This window comes from Streptomyces sp. NRRL S-244 (assembly GCF_000717915.1).
Taxonomy (GTDB): domain Bacteria; phylum Actinomycetota; class Actinomycetes; order Streptomycetales; family Streptomycetaceae; genus Streptomyces.
The window spans coordinates 42,255-62,730 of the sequence record NZ_JOCX01000026.1; the positions used below are offsets into that span (position 1 = coordinate 42,255).

A 20,476-nucleotide genomic window follows, 5' to 3' on the forward strand; every position below is an offset into this window, starting at 1 on the left:
TCCTCAACTACGGGGTAACGGAAAAGGTTTAGCTGTCGCAGTCGCGAACTCGCCGCCGCGGGGCGGTCAAGTCCGCGGGCTGTGATCGTACGTGCCCACCGGGTACGGCCCGCGCACCCGGCGCCTCAGAGCGTGCAGGCGGGGGCGTTTTTCGGCCATGTGATGCCCGCGCGCAGTCGGCAGACCTCCGCCAGCCGGGCGCCGGGATCCGGGTTCCACAGCCGCACCGTTCCGTCGTTGCTGCTGCTGGCCACCGTCCGCCCGTCGGGGGAGAACACCACGCCCCACACCGCGCTCGTGTGGCCCGTCAGCGCGGCCCACAGTCGTCTTCCGGCCACCTCCCACAGCCGCACCGTACGGTCGTTGCCGCTGCTGACCAGCCATCGCCCGTCGGGGGAGAAGGCGATGGCGCGGACGGAGCCGGTGTGGCCCGACAGCACGGCTTCGGCCCCGGTCCCGGTCCCGGCCCCGGCCCCGGTCCCGGTCCCGGTCCCGGTCCCGGTACCGGTACCGATCCCGGCCCCCCACCGCCGGGCGTCCCACAGGCGTACGGTGCCGTCGTTCCCGCTGCTCGCCAGCGTCCGCCCGTCCGGGCCGAACGCGACGGCCCTCACCGCGCCCGCGTGGCCGGTCAGCGTGGCCAGCGGCCGTCGCCCGGGCACGTCCCACAGACGTACGGTCAGATCGTCTCCGGCGCTGGCGAGCGTGCGGCCGTCCGGGCTGAACGCCACGTCGTTCGCGAAGTCCGTGTGACCGGTGAGCGTGGCCAGGGCGGTACGGGAGGCCACGTCCCAGAGCCGGACCGTCCGGTCGGAACCGGCCGAGGCCAGCATCCCCCCGTCCGGGGAGAAGGCCACCGCGTAGACGATCCCGCTGTGACCGGTGAGCGTGGCCGGCGCCGTACGGGAGGCCACGTCCCAGAGCCGGACCGTCCCGTCGGAGCCCGCCGAGGCCAGCAGCCGGCCATCCGGCGAGAAGGCCACCGAGAACACCGTCCCGGTGTGGCCAGTGAGCGTCCCGACCACCCGCCGCCCGGCCAACTCCCACAGGAGCACCGTGTGATCGGCGTCCGCGGTGGCCAGCAGCTTCCCGTCCGGGCTGTACGCGGCGTGCCAGATCTCGCTGAACGGGCGCGAGGTCAGCACCGGACCCCGCAGGTCCCAGAGCACCACCGACTGGTCGAAGGCCGCGGTGGCCAGCATCGTGCCGCCGGAGTCCACCGCGACCCCGAGCACGTAATCGGTGTGCCCGGCCAGCGTCGAGACCGGCCGGCCGCTGCGCACGTCCCACAGCCGGGTGGTGCCGTCGCCGCCCGCGCTGACGACCGTGGTGCCGTCCGGGAGGTAGGCCACCGCGTTGATGTCGTCGTTGTGCCCCGTCAGCGCCATCGTCGTACGGCCTTCGGCCACGTCCCACAGCCGCAGGGTCCGGTCGACGCCGCCGGAGGCCACCGTCCGCCCGTCCGGCGCGAACGCCACCCCCAGCACCTCACCGGTGTGCCCCGCGAGGACCGCGAGCTGACGGGCCGCCACCGGGTCCCACAGCCGTACGGTCTGGTCGGCGCCCGCCGACACCAGCGTCCGGCCGTCCGGCGCGTACGCCAGGGCGTTGACCCTCCCGGTGTGCCCGGCCAGTTCGGTGACGGCCGCCCCGCCGCCCGCGGGATCGCACAGCCGCACCGTCCCGTCGGCGCCCGCGACGGCGAGCGTGCGCCCGTCGGGCGCGAAGGCCACGGCCCGGGCGTCCGCCGTCTGCGCGGGGAGCACCGCGATGCCGTGCCCGTCCGTGTCCCAGACCCGGACCGGCCCTTCCGTGGACGTCGCCGCGAGGGTCCGCCCGTCGGGCCCGAAGGCGATCGCGCGCACCCGGCCGGGCATGGTCAGGGTGACCGTCGTCCGCCGGTCCGCGACCCGCCGCAGCAGCACCTTCCCGTCGGAACCGGCGCTCGCCAGCAGCCGGTTCCCCGGCGCGAACGCCACCGCGTTGACCGGTCCGCCGTGTCCCCCGAGCCGGGTGAGGAACTGCTGGGACTGCGTGCTCAGCAGCGCGCCCCGCGACTCGGGGTTCGCCTCCGTGCGGTACGCCTCCTCCGCCAGCCGCATCGAGGCCTCGGGCCGGCCGGCGGCGAGGGAGGTGGACCGGACGGCGAGGGCCTGCGAACGGGCGGTGCGCTCCTGGCCGAGCGCGCCCGCCCGCTGCTGGTACGCCACCGCCCCGGCGGTCAGGGCCAGGGCCAGCAGGACGACGAGCAGGGCCAGCAGCCGCTGCCGCAGCCGGACCTGGCGCCTGGCCTGCGTCCGGCGCGCCTCCTCGGCCGACCGGCTCGCGCGCAGGAAGTCCGCCTCCCGGGGGCCGAGCAGGCTCCTGCCGTCGAGTTCGCCGGCCCGGGCGAGGGCGGCCCCCAGCCGGCTCCCGCGGTACAGCACGGACGGGTCGCGGCCCTCGCGCTCCCACTCCTCGGCGGCGTGGGCCAGTTGCCGGTGGACCAGCAGCCCGTCCCGGTCGGCGTGGATCCAGCCGCGCAGCCGCGGCCAGGCGTGCAGCAGGGCCTCGTGGGTGATCTCGACGGTGTCGCTGTCCATCGTGACCAGCCGGGCCCGGACGAACGCGTCGAGGGCCGCCGCGGCCCGGTCCGCGTCGGCGAGCTGTTCCATCAGCTCGGTACGGGCCATGCGCCGCCGTGTCGCCCCCGTGCCGTCGGCGACGTGGACCAGTGCCACCAGGACGCGGCGGATCGTGCGTTGTTCTTCCGGGTACAGGCGGGCGAACACGCTCTCGGCGGTGTGCGCGACCGCGCCCCGGATGCCGCCGGTGTCCTCGTACCCCGCGACGGTCAGCGTGGTTCCGGCGCGCCGCTGCCAGGTGGCCATCAGCGCGTGGGAGACCAGCGGCAGCGCACCCGACGGCGTGTCACCGGGCCCGGCCGCCACGGCGTCGGCAGCCGCCGTGGGCTCCTCCCGTAAACCCGCGTCGCGCAGCAGCAGTTGGACCAGGCCGGGTTCGAGGGTGAGCCCGGCGAGCTCCGCCGGGCGGGTGATCGACTCGCGCAGCTCGGCCACGGACATGGGCGGGAGGACGAACAGCCCGTCGGTGCAGGCCGCGGCCAGTCCGGGCAGGTCCAGGCAGCTGCCGGTGAAGTCGGCCCGTACGCCGAGCACCACGACGGCCGGGGCGGGCGTACTCGGCTCCGGTCCTGCCGTGGCCAGGGCGCACAGGACGCGGACGAAGCCCTGCCGCTCGTCCTCGTCGGCGCAGAGGGTGAAAAGTTCCTCGAACTGGTCGACGAGCAATACCGGCCGCACGGAGGGCGGCCGCCCCTCCCCGGACCCGTCGGGGGCGTCGTCCGCCAGCCCGCGGACGGCTTCGAGCAGCCGCCGCGGCCGGTCGAGCAGCTCCCGTACGGTGATGCCCAGATGGCCGCCCAGCACCTTCGCCGTGCGGTCCAGCAGCTCCTGGAGCGGATGCGCGGTCGGGGTGAACCGTACGACCGGCCACCCGTCGGCGCCCGCCATCGGGAACCCGCCGGTGCGCCGCAGGGCCGGTACGAGACCCGCGCTGAGCAGGGACGACTTTCCGGCGCCCGACCGGCCGACGAGCACCAGCGGGCCACTGCCGATCCGTTCGAAGACCCGCTCGACCAGGGCGGCGGTCACCCGGTCGCGGCCGAAGTACCAGCCCGCGTCGCGCGGGGTGAACGCGGCGAGTCCGCGGTAGGGGCATTCGCCCGCCGACTGCGACTGCGACTGCGACTGCGGCTGCCCGGCCGGCGCGGCGCCCCGGGGTTTGGGCACCTCGGCCTCCGGGACCAGCTGGAGGAGGGAGCCCCCCGCCTCCAGCACCCGGTCGCAGCGCAGCGCGACGTCGTGGGTGACGCGCTTGGCGCCGGTCTCGATCTTGCTCAGGTAGCCCTTGCTGTAGTGCGTACGACGGGCCAGATCGGCCAGCGACAGACCGCGCTGCACCCGCAGCCGCCGCAACTGGGCGGGAAAGGCCGCGGCGGATCCGGCGGCTGCGGCCGCTTCGGGTGGATCGGGCTGGTGATCGGTGTGGTGATCGGTGTCGCGTCCGCGGTCCGGGTCCCCCACGGCATCCCCCATGGCACAGCGCGCCCAGGTCGTGAGATATAACGTCCCAGGCTACCGCGGGGGTCGGACGGCAGAACGCGCGTCGGGTCGGCGTGGCGGAAAACGCGCAGTACAGCAGCCTTCCGGGGCCGCCGGGGGAGCGGCGGACCCGGAAGGCCGCGAACAGGTGCCCGGTTACGGGCGATTGAGGGTGATGGAGTTGATCGGCCCGAGGTCCGCGTAGACGCCCGAGCCCTCGGGGATGGGGGAACCGCAGTTCTTGCCGTCGTAGCCGGTGCACAGGCTCGCGGTGGCCCCGCCGTACTGGTTGTTGAGGACCCAGTGGCGGCCGTACTGGTTGCTCAGGTTGTGGGCTCCGTAGCTGGTGAAGATGTGGCTCGGCTTGACGGCCGGGTCCTGGTCCTGCGGGTAGATGCAGACCGAACCGTACGGACAGCCGGCCCAGTCGTCGGCGGGCCTCGCGTCGGCCGAGCCGCTCAGTGCCACGACGGCCGCAGCGGCGGTGGCGAGCGCGGCGGCGCCGCGGATCATCTTGCGCATCATGTCCCCCTGTTGGGTTGCCTCGGTGTCCAGGCGTGCTGACGTCTTCAGACTTGCCCGGCGGCCCGCGGGGGTCGACGGGTTTCCCGTCGCCCATCGGCGGGCCCGGCCGGGAAACCCTCCCTGACCTGCCCGGTCGCCGGACCGAGGGCAACCGTCACCGGTGGTCACCGGCCGGCTCCCGTCCGGCGCCGTGATGTCGTCCTCCCCGATGGCGCGCAGAATTGAGGGGGCAGCCCGTGCCCGCCGCGCGGGCGCCGGTCAGCCACGCGCGCGGAGAGACGCGCGCAGAAGGGGGCCTGCCGATGCCAGCGGACCGGCTGGGGGGCGCGGACGACCCCGGCCCGATCCGGTCCGAACCGGGGTCCTTGCTGGAACACGTGGTCGTGGCGGTCTTCGGCATCGACGGCGAGGACAGGGTCTGCTACTGGGGCCCCGGAGCGCAGAACCTCTTCGGCCACGAGGCCGGGTCGGTGCTGACCCGGCCCGCGGCCGTCCTCTTCCCCGAGCCGGCCCCCGGCGACGGCCCCGGCGACGGCCCGGGCGACGCCCCCGGCGGCGGCTCGGGCACGGCCGCGCACCTCGCGGAGCGCGCCCGGACCCTCGGTTACTGGCGCGTACGGCTGCCCGCCCTCCACCGGGACGGCTCGGTGTTCGACTGCGGCTTCCGGGTCTTCCCGATGACCGGGGCCTCCGGTGCCTCCGTGGTCATCGGGCTGGCGAGCCGGGGCGACGAGCTGGACCGGGTCAAGACCAACCTGTCCTTCCTCGACGCCCTCTTCGAGACCTGCCCGATCGGCCTGGTCATGCTGGACGAGGAGCTGCGCTACGTCCACCTCAACCAGGCCCTGGCCGACATGGACGGGATCCCGCTCGACGCGCACCTGGGCCGCCGGATGGCGGACATCATGATCACCTCGGACGGCGGGGAATACCAGCGCATGCTGCGCTCCGTGGCACAAGAGGGCCGGACCGTGATCGGGACCCTCGTGGGCCTGCGCACACCGGGCCACCCGGACCGCGACCAGGTGCGCTCGGTCAGCTTCTTCCCGCTCAGCGGCGCGGGCGACACCCGGCGCGGCGTGGGCGGACTGCTGCTGGACGTCACCGACCGCGAGCAGGCCATCCTGGAGGCCACGGCCGCCCGGCAGCGCCTGGCCCTGCTCGACCGGGCGGCGGCGCGCATCGGCACCACCCTGGACCTGAACACCACCGCGCGCGAGCTGGTCGGCGCGGTCGTCCCGGAGTTCTGCGACGCCTCCGTCGTCGAACTCGTGGAGTGGATGGACGAGAACGAGGCCTTCGACCCGACGCTTCCGGTGACCACGCGCCGGATCGCCTACGGCACCACCCTCCCCGAACCCGCCGTCGAACTCGTCAGCGGTCTGGAGGAGGTCACGTACCCGCCAGGATCCAACATCCACCAGATGCTGAGCACGGGCCGCCCCGTCTGCTTCACGGTCGACGAGGACTTCGCCACCCGGACCGTGGTGCACCAGGAGCGCGCGCAGCTGCTGCTGGAGAGCGGGCTGACCTGCATCCTCATGGCACCGCTCATCGCGCGCGGCACGGTGCAGGGCATCGCCATGTTCGGCCGCTCCGCCGCCCGTCCGGCCTTCGCCGAGGAGGACCTCGGGCTCGCCGGCGAACTGGCCTCGCGGGCCGCCCTGTGCCTGGACAACGCCCGGCTGTACGGCAGGGTCCGGGACATCGCGCTCACGCTCCAGCGGGCCCTGCTGCCCAGCGCCCCCGCGGCGGGCCCGTACGTGGACATCAGCCACCGCTACCTGCCCGGCAGCCGCGGCACCGAGGTCGGCGGCGACTGGTACGACGCGATCACCCTGCCCGACGACCGGGTGGCCCTCGTCGTCGGCGACGTGATGGGACACGGCGTACCGGCCGCCGCGGCCATGGGCCGGCTGCGGATCACCGCGAAGACCCTCGCCCGGCACACCGCCGAGCCCGCGGCCCTGATCGAGGAACTCGACGCGTGCGCGCAGGAGGCCGGCATCGAGTGGGCGACCTTCCTGTACCTCCTGTACGACCCCCACACCGGCCGCGCCCGCATCGCCAACGCCGGCCACCCGCCGCCCCTGGTACGGCACCGGGACGGGACCGTGCACGCCGTCGGCGACGTGCTCGGGGTCCCGCTCGGGGTGGGCGGCGTACCGTACCGGTCGGTCGAGATCGAGATTCCCGAGGGCGCCACCGTGGCCCTGTACACCGACGGCCTCGTGGAGGCCCGCGGCCAGGACATCGACACCGGCATCGACGCACTGCGCGATCAACTGCGGGCACCACTGGGCTCGTTGGAGGAGGGCGCCGACCGGATCCTCGCCAACCTGCTGCCCGACACGGCGACCGACGACACGGTCCTGGTCCTCGCCCGGATCAGCGCGGTCCCCGGCCGCTCGCCGGGTACGGGAACCGGACCACCGCGCCGGGCGTCGTCCTAGCGTGCGACGTGGGACGGTGAGCCGATCGGGAGCGGGGGCGCGTGGCCGAGCAGGGGGCGGGGCGCAGGCCCGGGCAGTGGTCGTGGTCGTGGCGCGGCCGGGGCCGCGTCCTCGCGGGGGCCGCGGTTCTCCTCGCCTGCCTGCTGGTCTTCCACGGCGTGGTGCCCGATGCACTGCCGGGCCGCCCCGGCAGCCTGCTCGAAACGTTCCTGCCCTGGCTCGGCCTGGCCGTCCCGGTCCTCGCCGCCCTGGCGCTGCCGCGCCGCTCGGCCGTGGCCGGGCTCGCTGCGCTGCTGCCCGCCGCCGCCTGGCTCGCCCTCTTCGGAGGCCACCTGCTCCCCGGCGGCGGCCGGGCACCCGATCTCCTCGCCGTCCAGCACAACGTCAGCGACGAGAACCCCGATCCGGCGGGCACCGCCCGCGCCCTGGCCGCCGCCGGCGCCGATCTCCTCGCGCTGGAGGAGCTGACGCCCGCCGCCGAGCCGGCGTACGCGGCGGTGCTGGCGCCGCAGTACCCGTACCACGCGGTGGCGGGCACGGTCGGACTCTGGTCGAAGCACCCGCTGGCGGACGTACGGCCGGTGGACATCAGGCCGTCCGGCCTCGGTGAGGACTGGAACCGCGGACTGCGCGCCACCGCCCGCACGCCGCGGGGCGACGTCGCCGTGTACGTGGCGCACCTGCCCTCCGTACGCCTGAGCCCGACGCACGGTTTCGGCTCCGCACGCCGCGACGAGAGCGCCGCACTGCTCGGCGCCGCGATCGCCGCCGAGCCGACGGACCCGCTGATCCTGCTCGGGGACCTCAACAGCACCGTGGACGACCGCGGGCTGGACCCGGTCACCTCGCGCATGGACCCGCCGAGCCGGGACTTCGCGTTCAGCTGGCCCGCTTCGCTGCCGCTGGCCCGGATCGACCAGGTCATGACCCGCTCGGCGAGCGTCACGCGGATCCGGTCGCTGCCCGCGACGGGCAGCGACCACCTGCCCGTCGCCGCTCACATCACGTGGCGCGCGCGAGGACCAGCTCGGTGAAGCGCCGCAGCCCGTCCTCGCTGTGGCCCAGGAACAGGTTGGGCTCCACCAGCTCCAGCTCCATCAGGACCGGCGCCCCGTCGTCCGCCGTCGCGATGTCCACCCGCGCGTACAGCAGGCCCCGCGACCCCGGTGCGGCCGCCAGGGCGGCCTCGGCCAGGGCCAGTTCGGCCGCGGACGGCCGGTGCGGCACCAGATCCGGATGCGGCACGCGGTCGTTGTCGACGCCCCCGACGTCGGTCAGCACCGGCCCCTTGCGCATCGCATGGCTGAAGGCGCCGCCGAGGAAGACCAGGGCCCGTTCGCCCTCGTCGATCCGGGCCAGGTACGGCTGCACCATCGCGGTCGATCCGGCCGCGTGGAGTGCCGCGATGTGCCCGGCGGCCGCCCCGTGGTGGTCCTGCGTGTACCGCGCGGTGTCGCGGGCGCCGGCCGAGACGGTCGGCTTGACGACGAACTGGCCGTCCCCGGGCAGGACGACGGCCTCGCCGGGGACGATGAACCGGGTGGGCACGACGGGGACGCCGCGGCCGGCGAGCTCCCCGAGGTACCGCTTGTCGGTGTTCCAGCGCACCAGAGCGGCCGGATTGTCGAGCCGCGTCGCGCCCTGCACCGCATCGGCCCAGGCCAGGTACTGCGGCCACCGCTCGGCATAGTCCCAGGTGGACCGTACGACCACGGCCGCGCACCGCGACCAGTCGAAGTGCGGGGCGTCCCAGGCCGCCGCCACCGCGTCGACCCCGCGGCCGCGCAGCGCCTCGAGCAACAGCGGCAGGTCGGAGTCCCAGGCCAGGCCCGGCTCCGACGTGGCCAGGGCCACTTTGATCGCTCCGGTCATCGACAACTCCCCGTCTCTTCGCACGCGTCGTCCGCGTCTGCGGCGCCGCCCGGGGTCTCGACGCGCAGCAGGACGCCCCGCTCGTCCCGTACGTAGACGCGGTCGCGGTTCTTGGCCAGCTTCCGCTCCACCTCGGACTCCAGGTCGATGCCGTTCATCTCGGCGAGCGCCACGAGGTACAGGAGCACGTCCGCGAGCTCCTCGCCGAAGTCGGGCAGTTTCCTGCGCCAGGCGGTGAAGGCCTCCCCGACCTCGGCCGTCAGCAGCCCGAACTCCAGTGGCACGTCGGTGGTGTTGAAGCCCTTCGCGAGCTTGTTGTCCCAGGCGAGCTGCTGGGCCGAGCGGATGTCCACCGGTTCCTCCGGGCGTGCGTACGGGAGCTGGCTGCCCCGGCAGCCTAACGACCGGCGGAGCCCCCCGCCGGAGCCGGGGCCAGGCCGTCGGCGACCAGCCCGGCGAGGACCGCCTCGCCCAGGGCGTGCACCGCGGACTGCGGCCTGACCATCACCGTGAACTCCTTGATCCGGCCGTCGTCGGCGAAGTGCAGCAGGTCGATGCCGTGGATCGCCTTGCCGTTCACCGTCGCCCGGAACAGCAGGATCTCCGACGGGGACACGGAGCCGTCGACGCTCGTCTCGGCGCTTCCGGCGTACTGCCCGACGTAGTGGAAGTCCTCGAAGGTGCGCAGCAGCACCCCGAAGAGCCCCAGCACCATCGGTCGCCCCTCGAACGGCGTGAACTTCACGGGGCTGTACAGGCGCACGTCCTCGGTGAACAGGGCCTCCAGGGCGCCGAGGTCACGGCTGTCGACGGCGGCGCGGAAGCGGTCTGCTGCGGTCACGGCTTCTCCCTGAGGGTCTTCTACTCATCAATGTGATTAGTCAGTTTCTTGAGTATCATGCGAGGGGTGTCCGTGCACAGGGGCGACCCCGGAAACAGGGGCGGGAAGGAGGCGGTCCGATGGCTTTGCGCCACGCCGTACTGGCGGCGCTGCTGGACGAGGAGCTGAGCGGGTACCAATTGGCGAAGGCCTTCGACCTCGGCGTCGCGAACTTCTGGCACGCGCTCCCGCAGCAGCTCTACGCCGAGCTGACCCGGCTGGAGCGGGACGGGCTGATCACGGGCCGGGAGGTGGTCCAGGACACCCGGCCCAACAAGCGTCTGTACACCGTCACCGGTGCCGGGCTCGCCGAGCTGGAGCGGTTCACCGCCTCCGCCACCAAGCCCTCCTCCATCCGCGACGACCTCGTCGTCAAGGTCCAGGCCGCCGACCACGTCGACACCGCGACGCTCATCGCGCAGCTCACCGAGCGCGCCGCCTTCGCCCGGGCCAAGGTCGACCTGTTCGGCGGCCTGCTGCGCGCCATGCGCCGCGACCGCTCCGAGGAGGACTTCCTGAGGTACGGCGAGCGCGTCGGCCCGTACCTGACCTGCCTGCGCGGTCTCGCCTTCGAGCAGGGCAACCGCGACTGGTGCGAGCGTACGATCGCGGTCCTGCGGGAGCGGGAGGCCGCCCGTGCCGCGCGCTGAGCACCCGTACGCGCACCCGTACCTGCGGTACGTGGCCCTCGGCGACAGCCAGACCGAGGGGCTCGGGGACGGCGACGACACCACCGGCCTGCGGGGGCTGGCCGACCGGCTCGCCGAGCACCTCGCGCTCCACGATCCCGGTGTCCGGTACGCCAACCTGGCCGTCCGCGGCCGGCTCGCCGGGCAGGTCCGTGCCGAGCAGCTCGCCCCCGCGCTCGCCCTGCGTCCCGACCTGGCCACCGTGGTCGCCGGGGTCAACGACGTGCTGCGGCCGCGGTTCGACGCCGACGGGGTCGCCGGTCACCTGGAGGCGATGTTCGGCGCGCTCACCGCCCAGGGCGCCCGGGTCCTCACGCTGACCTTCCCGGACCTCGGGCGGATCACCCCGCTCGCCCGTCCGCTCGCCCCGCGCGTCAGCGCCCTCAACGACCGGATCCGCACGGCCGCCGGGCGCCACGGCGTGCTCGTCGTCGAGACGGGACACCATCCCGTGGTCACCGACCCCCGGCTGTGGAGCGCGGACCGGCTGCACGCCAGTCCGCTCGGCCACGAGCGGATCGCCGCCTCGCTCGCGGACGCCCTCGGCCTGCCGGGCAGCGACGACTCCTGGACGCACCCGCTGCCCCCCGACCGGGCGGCCCGCCCCCCGGTCGCCGCCGAACTGCGCTGGGCCGCCGCGTTCCTGGGGCCCTGGCTGGGCCGGCGCCTGCGCGGCCGCTCCTCGGGGGACGCCCGCACGGCCAAGCGCCCGCAGCTCCTGCCCGTGGTGCCTTAAGAGGTCGGCGCCGCCGCCAGGCGGCGGCGCTGGACCGCGCGCGCGTAGAAGAGGTGCGCGATCGCCTCGGCGGCCAGCAGCAGGACCACCAGCCACGGCGCGAGGTGCCCGGCGGCCCGGACCACGAGCAGCGGGATGCCGATTCCGGGAACGGCCCAGACGGCGACGGAGGCCGGCGGGCGGCCGTAGCGCAGCGCGATGGCGGCGTGGGCCGCGTGATACATGGCCAGGCCGCCGGCCAGGACCCACACCGCGCCGGTCGGCAGATGGGCGTGGTCGGCCTCCTCGACGGCGGTGGCCAGCCCGGCCGCCATGCACAGGACGCCCGCGGTCACGAAGAAGTGCAGGAAGCCGCCGACGTCGCGGGCGAGCAGGTAGGCCTGGCGGTCGTCGGCCCTGGCGAGCATCAGCTCGGCCGAGGTCGAGCCGAAGTCGAAGTACGACCACCAGAGCGCGGCGAGGAGCACGAAACCGAGGACGCCGACGATCCCGGCCCGCAGGGTCCAGGCGTGGTCGGCGGAGGTGACCAGCGCGATGACGGACTCGCCGAGCACGATGATGACGAAGAGGCCGACCCGCTCGACGATGTGCCCGGTGTCCAGCCGGGCGGGCAGCCCGCGCCCGCGCGCGCTGAGCAGCAGGACCATCTCGGCCGCGATGAGCACCGCCCACATGACGTACTGCCAGGGCGCGGGCACCGCTGCGGAGCCGGCCCACAGCAGGCCGGAGGCCAGGCAGTAGCTCAGCGGGCGCCAGCGCGGGACGCGCAGGGGTTCGGGGTACCTGGTGGCCGGCCACCACAGCCCGAGCAGCACCAGCCGGGTGCCGGCGTACCCGAGGGCGTAGACGGAGCCGCGGTCGGTGTCGGCCCCGGGCACGGCGCAGGCCATGACGGCGATGCAGAGCATGGCCGACAGCATGAGCAGCCGGCGGCGGGCGCTGTTGTCGACGAAGAGGTTCGCCGAGACCATCAGGTTGATCCACAGCCACCAGGGCGGGAAGTAGAGCCCCAGGAACACGGCGAAGTCGCGCAGGCTCGGATCCCCGTGCAGTTGGTGGGCGAGCTGGGAGGCGAGCGCGACGAAGACGAGGTCGAGGAAGAGTTCGAGCCAGTCGGCGTGCCGCCCCTCCTCCGGGTGACCGACGTGGTCCGCCTCCGCGCCCGACTGGGGTGTGCTCATACGTCCGCCCGGGTCCGTTCCGCCGCCCTCGCGGCCTGCTTCCCCGTATGACATCACGGTATGACTAGTCGAGGGCGTGCGACGCGGCACGGGCCTCCAGGGGGTGCCGGCGTCCGGCGACGGAGGCGAGCAGGGCGCCGGTGGAGGCGAGGCAGACGACGAGGCAGGAGATGGTGACCGACAGGGACACCGCCGGTGTGCCCACCGAGAGGGCGGAGGTCGCCAGCAGGGCGGCCACCATGCCCGTGGCGTTGATCAGGTTGAGCCGGCGGCTCGCGTAGGCGTGCAGCACCTCGGCGCTGCCGGAGGGATGCTGACGCCGGGTCTGGATCTGTTCCAGGACGCTGGCCATGACCACGGCGAAGGGGAACACGCCGGACCACTCGGCGTACTCCACGAAGAGCTCCAGGATCGTCGCGGCCAGACAGACGAGCAGGCAGAGCAAGGTGACCCAGGTGACGCGGCGGACGTCCTTGCGGCGCGGTACGTAGTACAGCCCGAGCGTGGTGCGTGCGACCCGGTGGGCCCCCTCTCCGGCGGATCCCTCGCCCTCGGCGGAGTCCGCGAATCGGGCGACGAACTGCTCCGGCAGCCCTTGAGGGGCCTCGTCCTCCCAGTCGTCGGACGGGGCGACGACCGGCTCGATGGCCCACCGCGCATCGGACGTCCCGATGCCGGCCAGCTCGACCCCTTCGGGCGCGGGGACGGCCAGCCGGTTGCGGGCCTCGGTCGGCAGGCAGAGCTCCAGCTCCGCCGAGACCCCGAGCAGCCCGTGGCGGCGCAGGACGCATTTGCCGTCGTAGCCGTAGTGCAGCCGCGGGGAGGTGCCGTACGCATTGTCCAACTCGGCGACCAGCGGCAGGTATCGGGTGGCCGCGCGGATCCGGGCGCCCAGGTCGCCGTCCGCCGCCTCGGTCGCCGTCTGCAGCAGCGTGGCGACGGCCTCGTGCTGGCGGCTCTGCACGGCGGAGCCGAGGGCGAGGGAGAGCCCGCGGTGCGGGGCGCGGACTTCGATGCCGTGTCCGCGTCGGCGGCCGGTGTCGCCGTCGCCGTCGTCGGCCCCGCTGTCGTCCGCGAGCCAGTACGAGACCGCGTTCGCGATGTGCGACTGCACCTCGATCTGCTTCAGCGAGGGCACCACCCCGCCGTTCGCATCCCTGATGTCGAGCTTGTCCAGCGTCTCGCCGTAGTTCCACGGGAAGATGTCGATCACCGCGTGGGTGTTGTGGATACCGGAGGCGTGCAGCGTCGAGGTGACCGAGTGGTGCGCCCTGCGCCGGCCGGTCACCTCGACCATGTGGTCGCGGCGCATGACGGTGTGCGGGAAGTGCGCGAACTGCTCCGCGACGGACAGGCTCGCGGACACCTCCGGCATGCCCCGACGGTCCGAGCCCCGCCCGGCCTCCAGCGCCAGCGCCGCCGTCAGGGTCGGGGCGGGGGCCTGGCGTTCGCTGTAGTACGTGACCAGGTCGCGGGCGAGCCGGCCGATCCGCGCGGCGGCCAGGTCGCGCGGGGGCCGGGAACCGGCCAGCAGTCCGTCCAGCCGTACGATCGCCCGGTCGTCGACCTCCGACTGGGTGGCCAGGATCAGCGCGACGGACCGTACGACCTCCGCCAGCAGGGTGAGCTCGCGGGTGTCCGCCCCCGACTTGAGCGCCGCGGCCGCCGCCCGGCTCGCCGCCTCCGGATGGCCGGCGAGCAGGGCCGTGTGGGAGACGGCCGCCAGCCGGCCCAGGGCCCGGTCCGGATTGGCGCAGGCCAGGTGGCGGACCTGCTCGACGTACCAGCCGATCCTGTCGGTGTTGAACGGGTCGAGCGGCTGGTAGTAGTACGCGGCGGCCAGCCGGTGCGCGCGTCTGAGCGTCGAGTCGTTCTCCTCGCCGAGCCGGTCGAGGAGGTCCTTGCGCAGCAGGGGCCGCAGCCGGAACTCCTCGGTCGCCGCCATCGGGCGGGGCTCGATCACGGGCAGCCGCACCAGTGGCCCGCTGTCGGCCGGCACCCCGAGCGCATCGGCGGTGTACTCGACGATGTCCGGATCGAACCAGTCGTACACGCAGAGGTGTTCGAGCAGCGAGCGCCGGGCGGGCGGCAGCGCGGCGAACGTGCCGCGGATGCGGCGCAGGACGAGGTCCGTGTCCAGGGGTCAGCCCTCCCGGGTGAAGTGGGACAGGAACTCCGAGATCGCCGAAGGGAGCCCGTCCAGTCTGCTGCACAGCTCCTCGGCGGACCCCTTGAGCTCTTCGATGCCTACCAGGTCGATCCACTCCTGGACGGTCGCGGCGTCGAACGGGGGCAGGATCAGGTTCCGGACGGCGCCGGCGTAGGGGTGCGAGAGGCTGGGGACGCTCCGCCCGGCGAGGAAGACGGTGATGCGGCGGGTGGCCAGCAGGTCCGGCAGGAAGCTGGTGCTGATCCAGCGCTGCAGCGGGGGCTCGCAGCGGTCGAAGCCGTCCAGGACCACGATCGGGCCGGAGCCGGAGCCGGAGCCGGAGCCGGTCGCCGACTCGGCCAGGCGCGCGACGAGTTCGTCGCTCATGGCCGAGTTCTGGGTCTCGCGGTCGGCGTTGACGCTCAGGGCGATGTCCAGGTGCGAGCGGTCCATCGACATCCCGTGGAAGTTCACCGTCGGCACCTCGCCGTAGCGCTGCTTGAGCGCGCGGAAGGAGTCCATCGCGATGCCCTGCCCGGACGCCTGCCAGCAGATGCGGTTCAGTACGTCGAACGCGGCCCAGGTGGTGGCGAGGTCGACGTGGCAGACGGTGCTGTCACCGTGCCGCTGGTGAAGCTCGATGAGCAGGGCGGTCTTGCCGATTCCCTCGTCGCCCTCGAAGAACAGGGCCCGGTGCGGGGCGCCGTCGCTGATCACTCGGGCGGCATCCGCCAGTTGCTCGGCGCGGTCTACGTGCACGCTTTCTTCCCCCCGGAAGTCCCCTGAGCGTTGCCGACCGGATCAACTGGCGGGCTGCCCGCCGCCGCTGCCAGGTCCCGTGCCCGTCCCCGTGCCTGTCCCCGGCCCCGGCCCCTTCCCCGGCCCCGCTCCGGTGTCGGGTTCGGGGTCGCCGTCCTTGCGCACGACGATCCAGCTCTCCTCCACCTTGGTGTCCACGAGCCCGACCTTAGCCCCCTTGACCGTGCTGACCAGGGACTTCAGGATCTTGGAGCGCTTCGTGTGCACGTCCTGCCGGCCCGGGTCCGGCTCCGGGGAGGCCTCGAAGGCGATGCCCCACAGCCGCACCCGGAGCTTCTTGATCCGGTGCCGCATGGACCACAGGACGAGGCCCAGCACCACCACGACGACCACGGCCACGGCGGCCTGCTGCCAGTTCTCGATGGCCACGCCTACCCCCCTCGGTTGGCTTGATAGCGCCGAATGATGGCACGCGCCGGACCGCTCGATTCCGAGCAACGATGGATTCAGGCCATGTGCGGATGTGTCGACAGCGCCGCCTCGACCGCGGCTTCGGCGTGGATCCGTGCGGTGGGGAAGACGGGTACGGGGCTGTCCCCGGCGCCGATGAGCAGCTCGATCTCGGTGCAGCCGAGGATGATCCCCTGGGCGCCGCCGGCCACGAGCCCCTGGATGACGCGCTGGTAGGCGGCGCGCGACTCCTCGCGGACGATGCCCAGGCACAGCTCCTCGTAGATCACTCGGTGCACGAGCGCGCGCCCCTCGGTGTCCGGGACGCACACCTCCAGCCCGCTCGCGGCGAGTCGGCCCCGGTAGAACTCCTGCTCCATCGTGAACGCGGTGCCCAACAGGCCGACGCGCGTCAGCCCCGCCGCCTTCACGGCGTCGGCGGTGGCATCGGCGAGGTGCAGCAGCGGCACCGAGATGCCGGCCTGGACCCGGTCGGCGACCTTGTGCATGGTGTTGGTGCAGATGAGGACGAGATCCGCACCGGCCGCTTCCAGCCGCTGGGCGGCCGCCGCCAACACCTCTCCGGCCTCGGCCCACCGCCCCTCGGTCTGGAGCCGCTCGATCTCCGCGAAGTCCACGGAATACAGCACGCACCGGGCCGAATGCAGCCCCCCGAGCCGGTCGCGGGTGAGCTCGTTCAGCAGCCGGTAGTACTGGGCGGTCGACTCCCAGCTCATTCCTCCGAGCAGTCCGATCGTCTTCATAAGCAGATACGGTAACAGTCTATATAAGCATAAGGATTGCTTTGGTTTGCTGTGCGGGCGGCTGAACCACTCGCCGCCGGTGCCGGGGGTCCCGGCGCCGGCGGCGGCTCGTGGTTCGGTGGTTGATCACCCCCAACGGTCAGGACTCCGCGGAGCCCTCGCGCATGACGTTTTGGAAGGCCGTCATGCACGGCATGCAGTGGTGGTCTGTTTCGGCGTTGCCTCCCGGCTGGAGGGGGCGGCCGCACAGGGTGGCCCGGCGATCACGGGCGACGACGTGCCATACGAGGCCGGGCCCTGTGGCCGCCTCACCGACCTGCATTTCATACATGAGAGTGCTCCATGTGGTGGACAGCTCTGTGTCTCCACCAAAGCAGGGCGTGGCGCCGAAAGCCTGACAAGTGGGCCGTCCGGGTGATATCCGGGCGCTCGGCTCGCTCACCCGTTCGATGCGTGCGGTGGGGCGCCGCAATACAGAAAACCCCGGACCAATTGACGGCCGGGGTATTCGTCAGCGTATATTTGATGTTTCACGCCCTGATTGAAAACAGGACATGAAAAAGCTTTACGAGGACATCGTATCGGGTCGGGAGTGGCATTGTCAACCGTGGAATTCCGTAATGAGCAGCAATTCATCGACGAGCTCTATGCGCGCCTGGACGACCTGCGCGACCAGGCCGAACGGGCCGTGCAACAGGCTCTGTCCGGGGCGGGGACCGGGTTTCAGGCACGACTGGAGCGGGACGTGGTCGTCGCCGAGCAGTCCGGCCTCCTTTCCGCGCTGAACGCGGGCGAGAACGGTCTGTGTTTCGGCCGCCTCGAGTTCTCCGACGGACGGGACCACCACATCGGCCGTATCGGAATCAGGCAGGACGACGCCGACCGCACCCCCCTCGTCCTCGACTGGCGGGCCGAGGTCGCCCGCCCGTTCTACCTCGCGACCGGGCATTTCCCCATGGGCCTGCGCCGGCGCCGGCACATCACCACCCGCGGCCGTGAGGTCACGGCCCTGCACGACGAGATCCTCGACCTCGCCGACACCGAGCGCACCGGCCACGAGGGGGCCGACGCCGACGCCGTGCTGCTCGCCGCGCTCGACGCCGCCCGCACCGGCCGCATGCACGACATCGTCCAGACCATCCAGGCCGAGCAGGACCGCATCATCCGCTCGCCCCACCGCGGCGTACTGGTGGTGGAGGGCGGCCCGGGAACCGGGAAGACGGCCGTCGCCCTGCACCGGGCCGCCTACCTCCTCTACGCCCACCGCGAGCTGCTCGCCAAGCGCGGCGTGCTGATCGTCGGACCCAACCCGGCGTTCCTCGGCTACATCGGCGAGGTGCTCCCCTCCCTCGGCGAGACCGGCGTCCTGCTCTCCACCCTCGGCGAGCTGTTCCCCGGCATCCGGGCGACCGGCGCCGACCGGCCCGGCGCCGCAGCCGTGAAGGGCCGCGCCGAGATGGCCGACGTCCTCGCACGCGTCGTAAGCGACCGGCAGGCGCTGCCGGAGACCATCCCCGCCGGCAGCGGCGAGGACAGCGCCGTACTCCCGGAGCCGGCCCTGGAGATCGACCACGACGACTACGGCACCCTGCGGCTCGACCGGACCATGGCGTACGAGGCCCGGGACCGGGCCCGCGCCACCGGGCTGCCGCACAACCTGGCCCGCCCGTACTTCGCGTTCCGCGTCATCGACTCCCTCACCCAGCAGCTCGCCGACCGGCTCGGCGCCGACCCGTACGGCGGCCCCAACCTGCTGGGCGCCGACGACGTCGCGCAGCTCGGCAAGGAGATCGCGACCAGCGCCGAGGTGCACGCCGCGATCGACAGCCTCTGGCCGCCCCTCACGCCCCGACAGCTCGTCGCCGACTTCCTCGCGGACCCCACCCATCTCCCCGACCACGAGGCCGGGTTGATCCGGCGCACGACGGACGACTGGACACCCGCCGACATTCCGCTGCTCGACGAGGCCGCCGAACTGCTCGGCTTCGACGACAGCGCGCAGCGCGCCGCCGAGGAGCGCGAACGGCAGGAGCGCATCGCGTACGCGCAGGGCGTCCTGGACCTGTCGCAGGGGTCCGAGTCGTACGAGTTCGAGGACATGGAGAACGAGTTCCTCGCCGCGCACGACATCATCGACGCCGAGCGGATGGCGGAACGGCAGGAGGAGGCCGACCACCGCAGTGCGGCCGAACGGGCCGCCGCCGACCGGACCTGGGCCTTCGGACACGTCATCGTGGACGAGGCGCAGGAACTGTCCGAGATGGCCTGGCGGTTGCTGATGCGGCGCTGCCCCACCCGGTCCATGACGCTGGTGGGCGACCCGGCCCAGACCGGCGACGAGGCCGGCTGCGGATCGTGGAAGCGGATCCTGGACCCGTACGTCGGCGACCGCTTCGAGCTGGTGCGCCTCGGCGTCAACTACCGTACGCCCGCCGAGATCATGGACCTGGCGGCCGCCGTGCTCCGGGCCCGCCACCCCGGATTCGAGCCGCCGAGCTCGGTACGGTCCACGGGGCAGCGGCCCTGGATCCGGGCGACGGACGACCTCGCCGCCGCGGTCGCGGACGCGGTGCGCGAAGGCGCTCCCGCCGAGGGGCGGGGCGGCCGGCTGGCGGTGATCGCGCCGCGCCCGCTGCACGACGCGCTGGCGGCCGCGCTGCCCGGCGTACGGGCGGGGGAGGAGCCGGACCTGACCCGTACGGTCGTCCTGCTGGACCCGCGCCAGGCCAAGGGGCTGGAGTTCGACTCGGTGATCGTCGTGGAGCCCGCGGACCACGAGCCGAGCGACCTGTACGTCGCCCTGACCCGGGCCACGCAGACCCTCGGGGTGGTGCACACGGGCCGGCTGCCGGAGGGGCTGGCCGAGCAGCCGTAAGCGGGGCCGCGGGCGGGGCGGGGGTCCGTCAGACCGCGGCCGGCGCGAGGAGTTGCAGCGGCTCCAGCGGCTCCAGCGGCCCCGGCCGCTCCCGGCGGACCTGGCGCTCCAGCCCCGCCAGCCGCTCCAGGCCCGCCCGGCTCTCCGCGTCCACCGGCACCATCGTCACCAGGCGCGGGCCCGCCGCCGGCCCGAGCCACAGATTGGTGTGCTCCAGGTGCAGCAGACCGACGTGCGCGTTGCGGATGTACTTCGTCCTGGCGCCCACGCCCAGCACCTCGTGGCGTGCCCACAGCTCCCGGAACTCCGGCGACCGCGCCTCCAGCCGCGCCAGCAGGGCCTTCCAGGCCGGCTCGGCGAGGTGTTCCGCCATCGCGGCCCGGAACTTGGCCACGATCGTGCGGTTCACCTCGGCGACGTCGGCCATCGAGGCCCGCCAGTCGGCGTTGGTGAACGCCAGCCACAGGCAGTTGCGGTCCTCGGGCGGCAGCGCGTCCAGGTCGCACAGCAGCCGTCCGTACGAGGCGTTGTACGCGAGGATGTCGTACCGGCTGTTCTGGATGCAGGCCGGGATCGGCCCGAGCTGGTCGAGCATCGCCCGCAGCGCCGGGGTCACGCTCGGGCACGGCGCGTGCGGGGCCGGATCGAGGCTGCCGGCCAGCGCGAACAGGTGCGTACGCTCGCTGGCGTCGAGCAGCAGGGCGCGCGCTAGGGCGTCCAGGACCTGCGGGGAGACCTGGATTTCGCGGGCCTGCTCCAGCCAGGTGTACCAGGTGACACCGACGGCGGAGAGCTGGGCGACCTCCTCGCGGCGCAGCCCCGGGGTGCGCCGGCGGCGGCCGCGCACCAGCCCCACCTGCTCGGGCGTGATCCGCTCCCGGCGGCTGCGCAGGAAATCGGCCAGCTCGTGCCGGCGTACGTCGCTGTCGGAGGCAACAGTGGTCATGCAACCAGGGTGCCGCACCGCTCATCCCGTTGCCAGGTATTCCTTGTACCAGGATAAGAAGACTCTGGTACCAGGCTGAGCGCAGGGTGATCGT

17 protein-coding genes are annotated in these 20,476 nt (G+C 73.4%); 5 read left to right on the forward strand and 12 right to left on the reverse strand.

Going from position 1 to position 20,476, the window contains the following annotated elements:
• Positions 1 to 125: 125 nt before the first annotated feature.
• Together IF02_RS0126115 and IF02_RS0126120 are read right to left on the reverse strand one after the other, a co-directional pair.
• Entirely contained in the window at positions 126 to 4,085 is a 3,960-nt protein-coding gene (locus IF02_RS0126115) for a helix-turn-helix domain-containing protein (RefSeq protein WP_234318332.1), read from the reverse strand.
• A 174-nt stretch (positions 4,086 to 4,259) separates the two neighbouring features.
• Positions 4,260 to 4,625 (reverse strand): hypothetical protein, encoded by a 366-nt coding sequence (locus IF02_RS0126120; RefSeq protein ID WP_030161030.1) that lies wholly within the window; start codon positions 4,623 to 4,625, stop codon positions 4,260 to 4,262.
• Between the two features lie 305 nt (positions 4,626 to 4,930).
• Between IF02_RS0126120 and IF02_RS0126125 the strand changes: the two genes are divergently transcribed.
• Positions 4,931 to 7,081: a SpoIIE family protein phosphatase gene (locus tag IF02_RS0126125; protein ID WP_030161032.1), complete on the forward strand. Its 2,151-nt coding sequence runs from the start codon at positions 4,931 to 4,933 to the stop codon at positions 7,079 to 7,081.
• A gap of 41 nt (positions 7,082 to 7,122) precedes the next feature.
• Positions 7,123 to 8,115 (forward strand): endonuclease/exonuclease/phosphatase family protein, encoded by a 993-nt coding sequence (locus IF02_RS0126130; protein ID WP_030161034.1) that lies wholly within the window; start codon positions 7,123 to 7,125, stop codon positions 8,113 to 8,115.
• Here the strand turns inward: IF02_RS0126130 and IF02_RS0126135 are convergent.
• The 3 genes from IF02_RS0126135 to IF02_RS0126145 are packed head-to-tail and all read right to left on the reverse strand — an operon-like array spanning position 8,084 to position 9,794.
• Complete coding sequence (locus IF02_RS0126135) at positions 8,084 to 8,953, reverse strand: hypothetical protein (protein WP_030161037.1); 870 nt, start codon at positions 8,951 to 8,953, stop codon at positions 8,084 to 8,086. The genes IF02_RS0126130 and IF02_RS0126135 overlap by 32 nt on opposite strands.
• Positions 8,950 to 9,306, reverse strand: a complete 357-nt coding sequence (locus IF02_RS0126140; protein ID WP_051696554.1) for a MazG-like family protein — start codon at positions 9,304 to 9,306, stop codon at positions 8,950 to 8,952. The genes IF02_RS0126135 and IF02_RS0126140 overlap by 4 nt, the downstream gene beginning before the upstream one ends.
• Positions 9,307 to 9,350: 44 nt before the next feature.
• Positions 9,351 to 9,794, reverse strand: a complete 444-nt coding sequence (locus IF02_RS0126145) for a nuclear transport factor 2 family protein (RefSeq protein ID WP_030161042.1) — start codon at positions 9,792 to 9,794, stop codon at positions 9,351 to 9,353.
• Positions 9,795 to 9,913: 119 nt separating this feature from the next.
• On the opposite strand from IF02_RS0126145, the gene IF02_RS0126150 reads away from it, so the two are divergent.
• Together IF02_RS0126150 and IF02_RS0126155 are read left to right on the forward strand one after the other, a co-directional pair.
• Positions 9,914 to 10,483: a PadR family transcriptional regulator gene (locus IF02_RS0126150; protein ID WP_030161044.1), complete on the forward strand. Its 570-nt coding sequence runs from the start codon at positions 9,914 to 9,916 to the stop codon at positions 10,481 to 10,483.
• Entirely contained in the window at positions 10,470 to 11,258 is a 789-nt protein-coding gene (locus IF02_RS0126155) for an SGNH/GDSL hydrolase family protein (RefSeq protein WP_030161046.1), read from the forward strand. The genes IF02_RS0126150 and IF02_RS0126155 overlap by 14 nt, the downstream gene beginning before the upstream one ends.
• On the opposite strand, the gene IF02_RS0126160 is transcribed toward IF02_RS0126155, so the two are convergent.
• The 6 genes from IF02_RS0126160 to IF02_RS35720 all read right to left on the reverse strand — a co-directional run bounded on the left by IF02_RS0126160 (position 11,255) and on the right by IF02_RS35720 (position 16,892).
• A complete protein-coding gene (locus tag IF02_RS0126160) occupies positions 11,255 to 12,439 on the reverse strand; it encodes a low temperature requirement protein A (protein ID WP_030161048.1) in 1,185 nt (394 codons plus the stop codon). The genes IF02_RS0126155 and IF02_RS0126160 overlap by 4 nt on opposite strands.
• A 64-nt stretch (positions 12,440 to 12,503) precedes the next feature.
• Positions 12,504 to 14,492, reverse strand: a complete 1,989-nt coding sequence (locus IF02_RS32715; RefSeq protein WP_037837141.1) for a hypothetical protein — start codon at positions 14,490 to 14,492, stop codon at positions 12,504 to 12,506.
• Between the two features lie 90 nt (positions 14,493 to 14,582).
• The gene (locus IF02_RS0126170; RefSeq protein WP_158708567.1) at positions 14,583 to 15,347 is read right to left on the reverse strand and encodes a hypothetical protein; all 765 of its coding nucleotides are present in this window, start codon (positions 15,345 to 15,347) and stop codon (positions 14,583 to 14,585) included.
• Between the two features lie 42 nt (positions 15,348 to 15,389).
• A complete protein-coding gene (locus IF02_RS0126175) occupies positions 15,390 to 15,776 on the reverse strand; it encodes a hypothetical protein (RefSeq protein WP_030161053.1) in 387 nt (128 codons plus the stop codon).
• Between the two features lie 77 nt (positions 15,777 to 15,853).
• Complete coding sequence (locus tag IF02_RS0126180; protein WP_030161054.1) at positions 15,854 to 16,561, reverse strand: aspartate/glutamate racemase family protein; 708 nt, start codon at positions 16,559 to 16,561, stop codon at positions 15,854 to 15,856.
• A gap of 139 nt (positions 16,562 to 16,700) precedes the next feature.
• Positions 16,701 to 16,892 (reverse strand): hypothetical protein, encoded by a 192-nt coding sequence (locus tag IF02_RS35720; RefSeq protein WP_037837143.1) that lies wholly within the window; start codon positions 16,890 to 16,892, stop codon positions 16,701 to 16,703.
• A gap of 267 nt (positions 16,893 to 17,159) precedes the next feature.
• Between IF02_RS35720 and IF02_RS0126190 the strand changes: the two genes are divergently transcribed.
• Entirely contained in the window at positions 17,160 to 19,436 is a 2,277-nt protein-coding gene (locus tag IF02_RS0126190; protein WP_037837145.1) for a HelD family protein, read from the forward strand.
• Between the two features lie 28 nt (positions 19,437 to 19,464).
• Here the strand turns inward: IF02_RS0126190 and IF02_RS0126195 are convergent, their stop codons facing one another.
• Positions 19,465 to 20,382, reverse strand: coding sequence for a helix-turn-helix domain-containing protein (locus IF02_RS0126195; protein WP_051696555.1), 918 nt, complete (start codon positions 20,380 to 20,382; stop codon positions 19,465 to 19,467).
• Positions 20,383 to 20,476 lie beyond the last annotated feature (94 nt).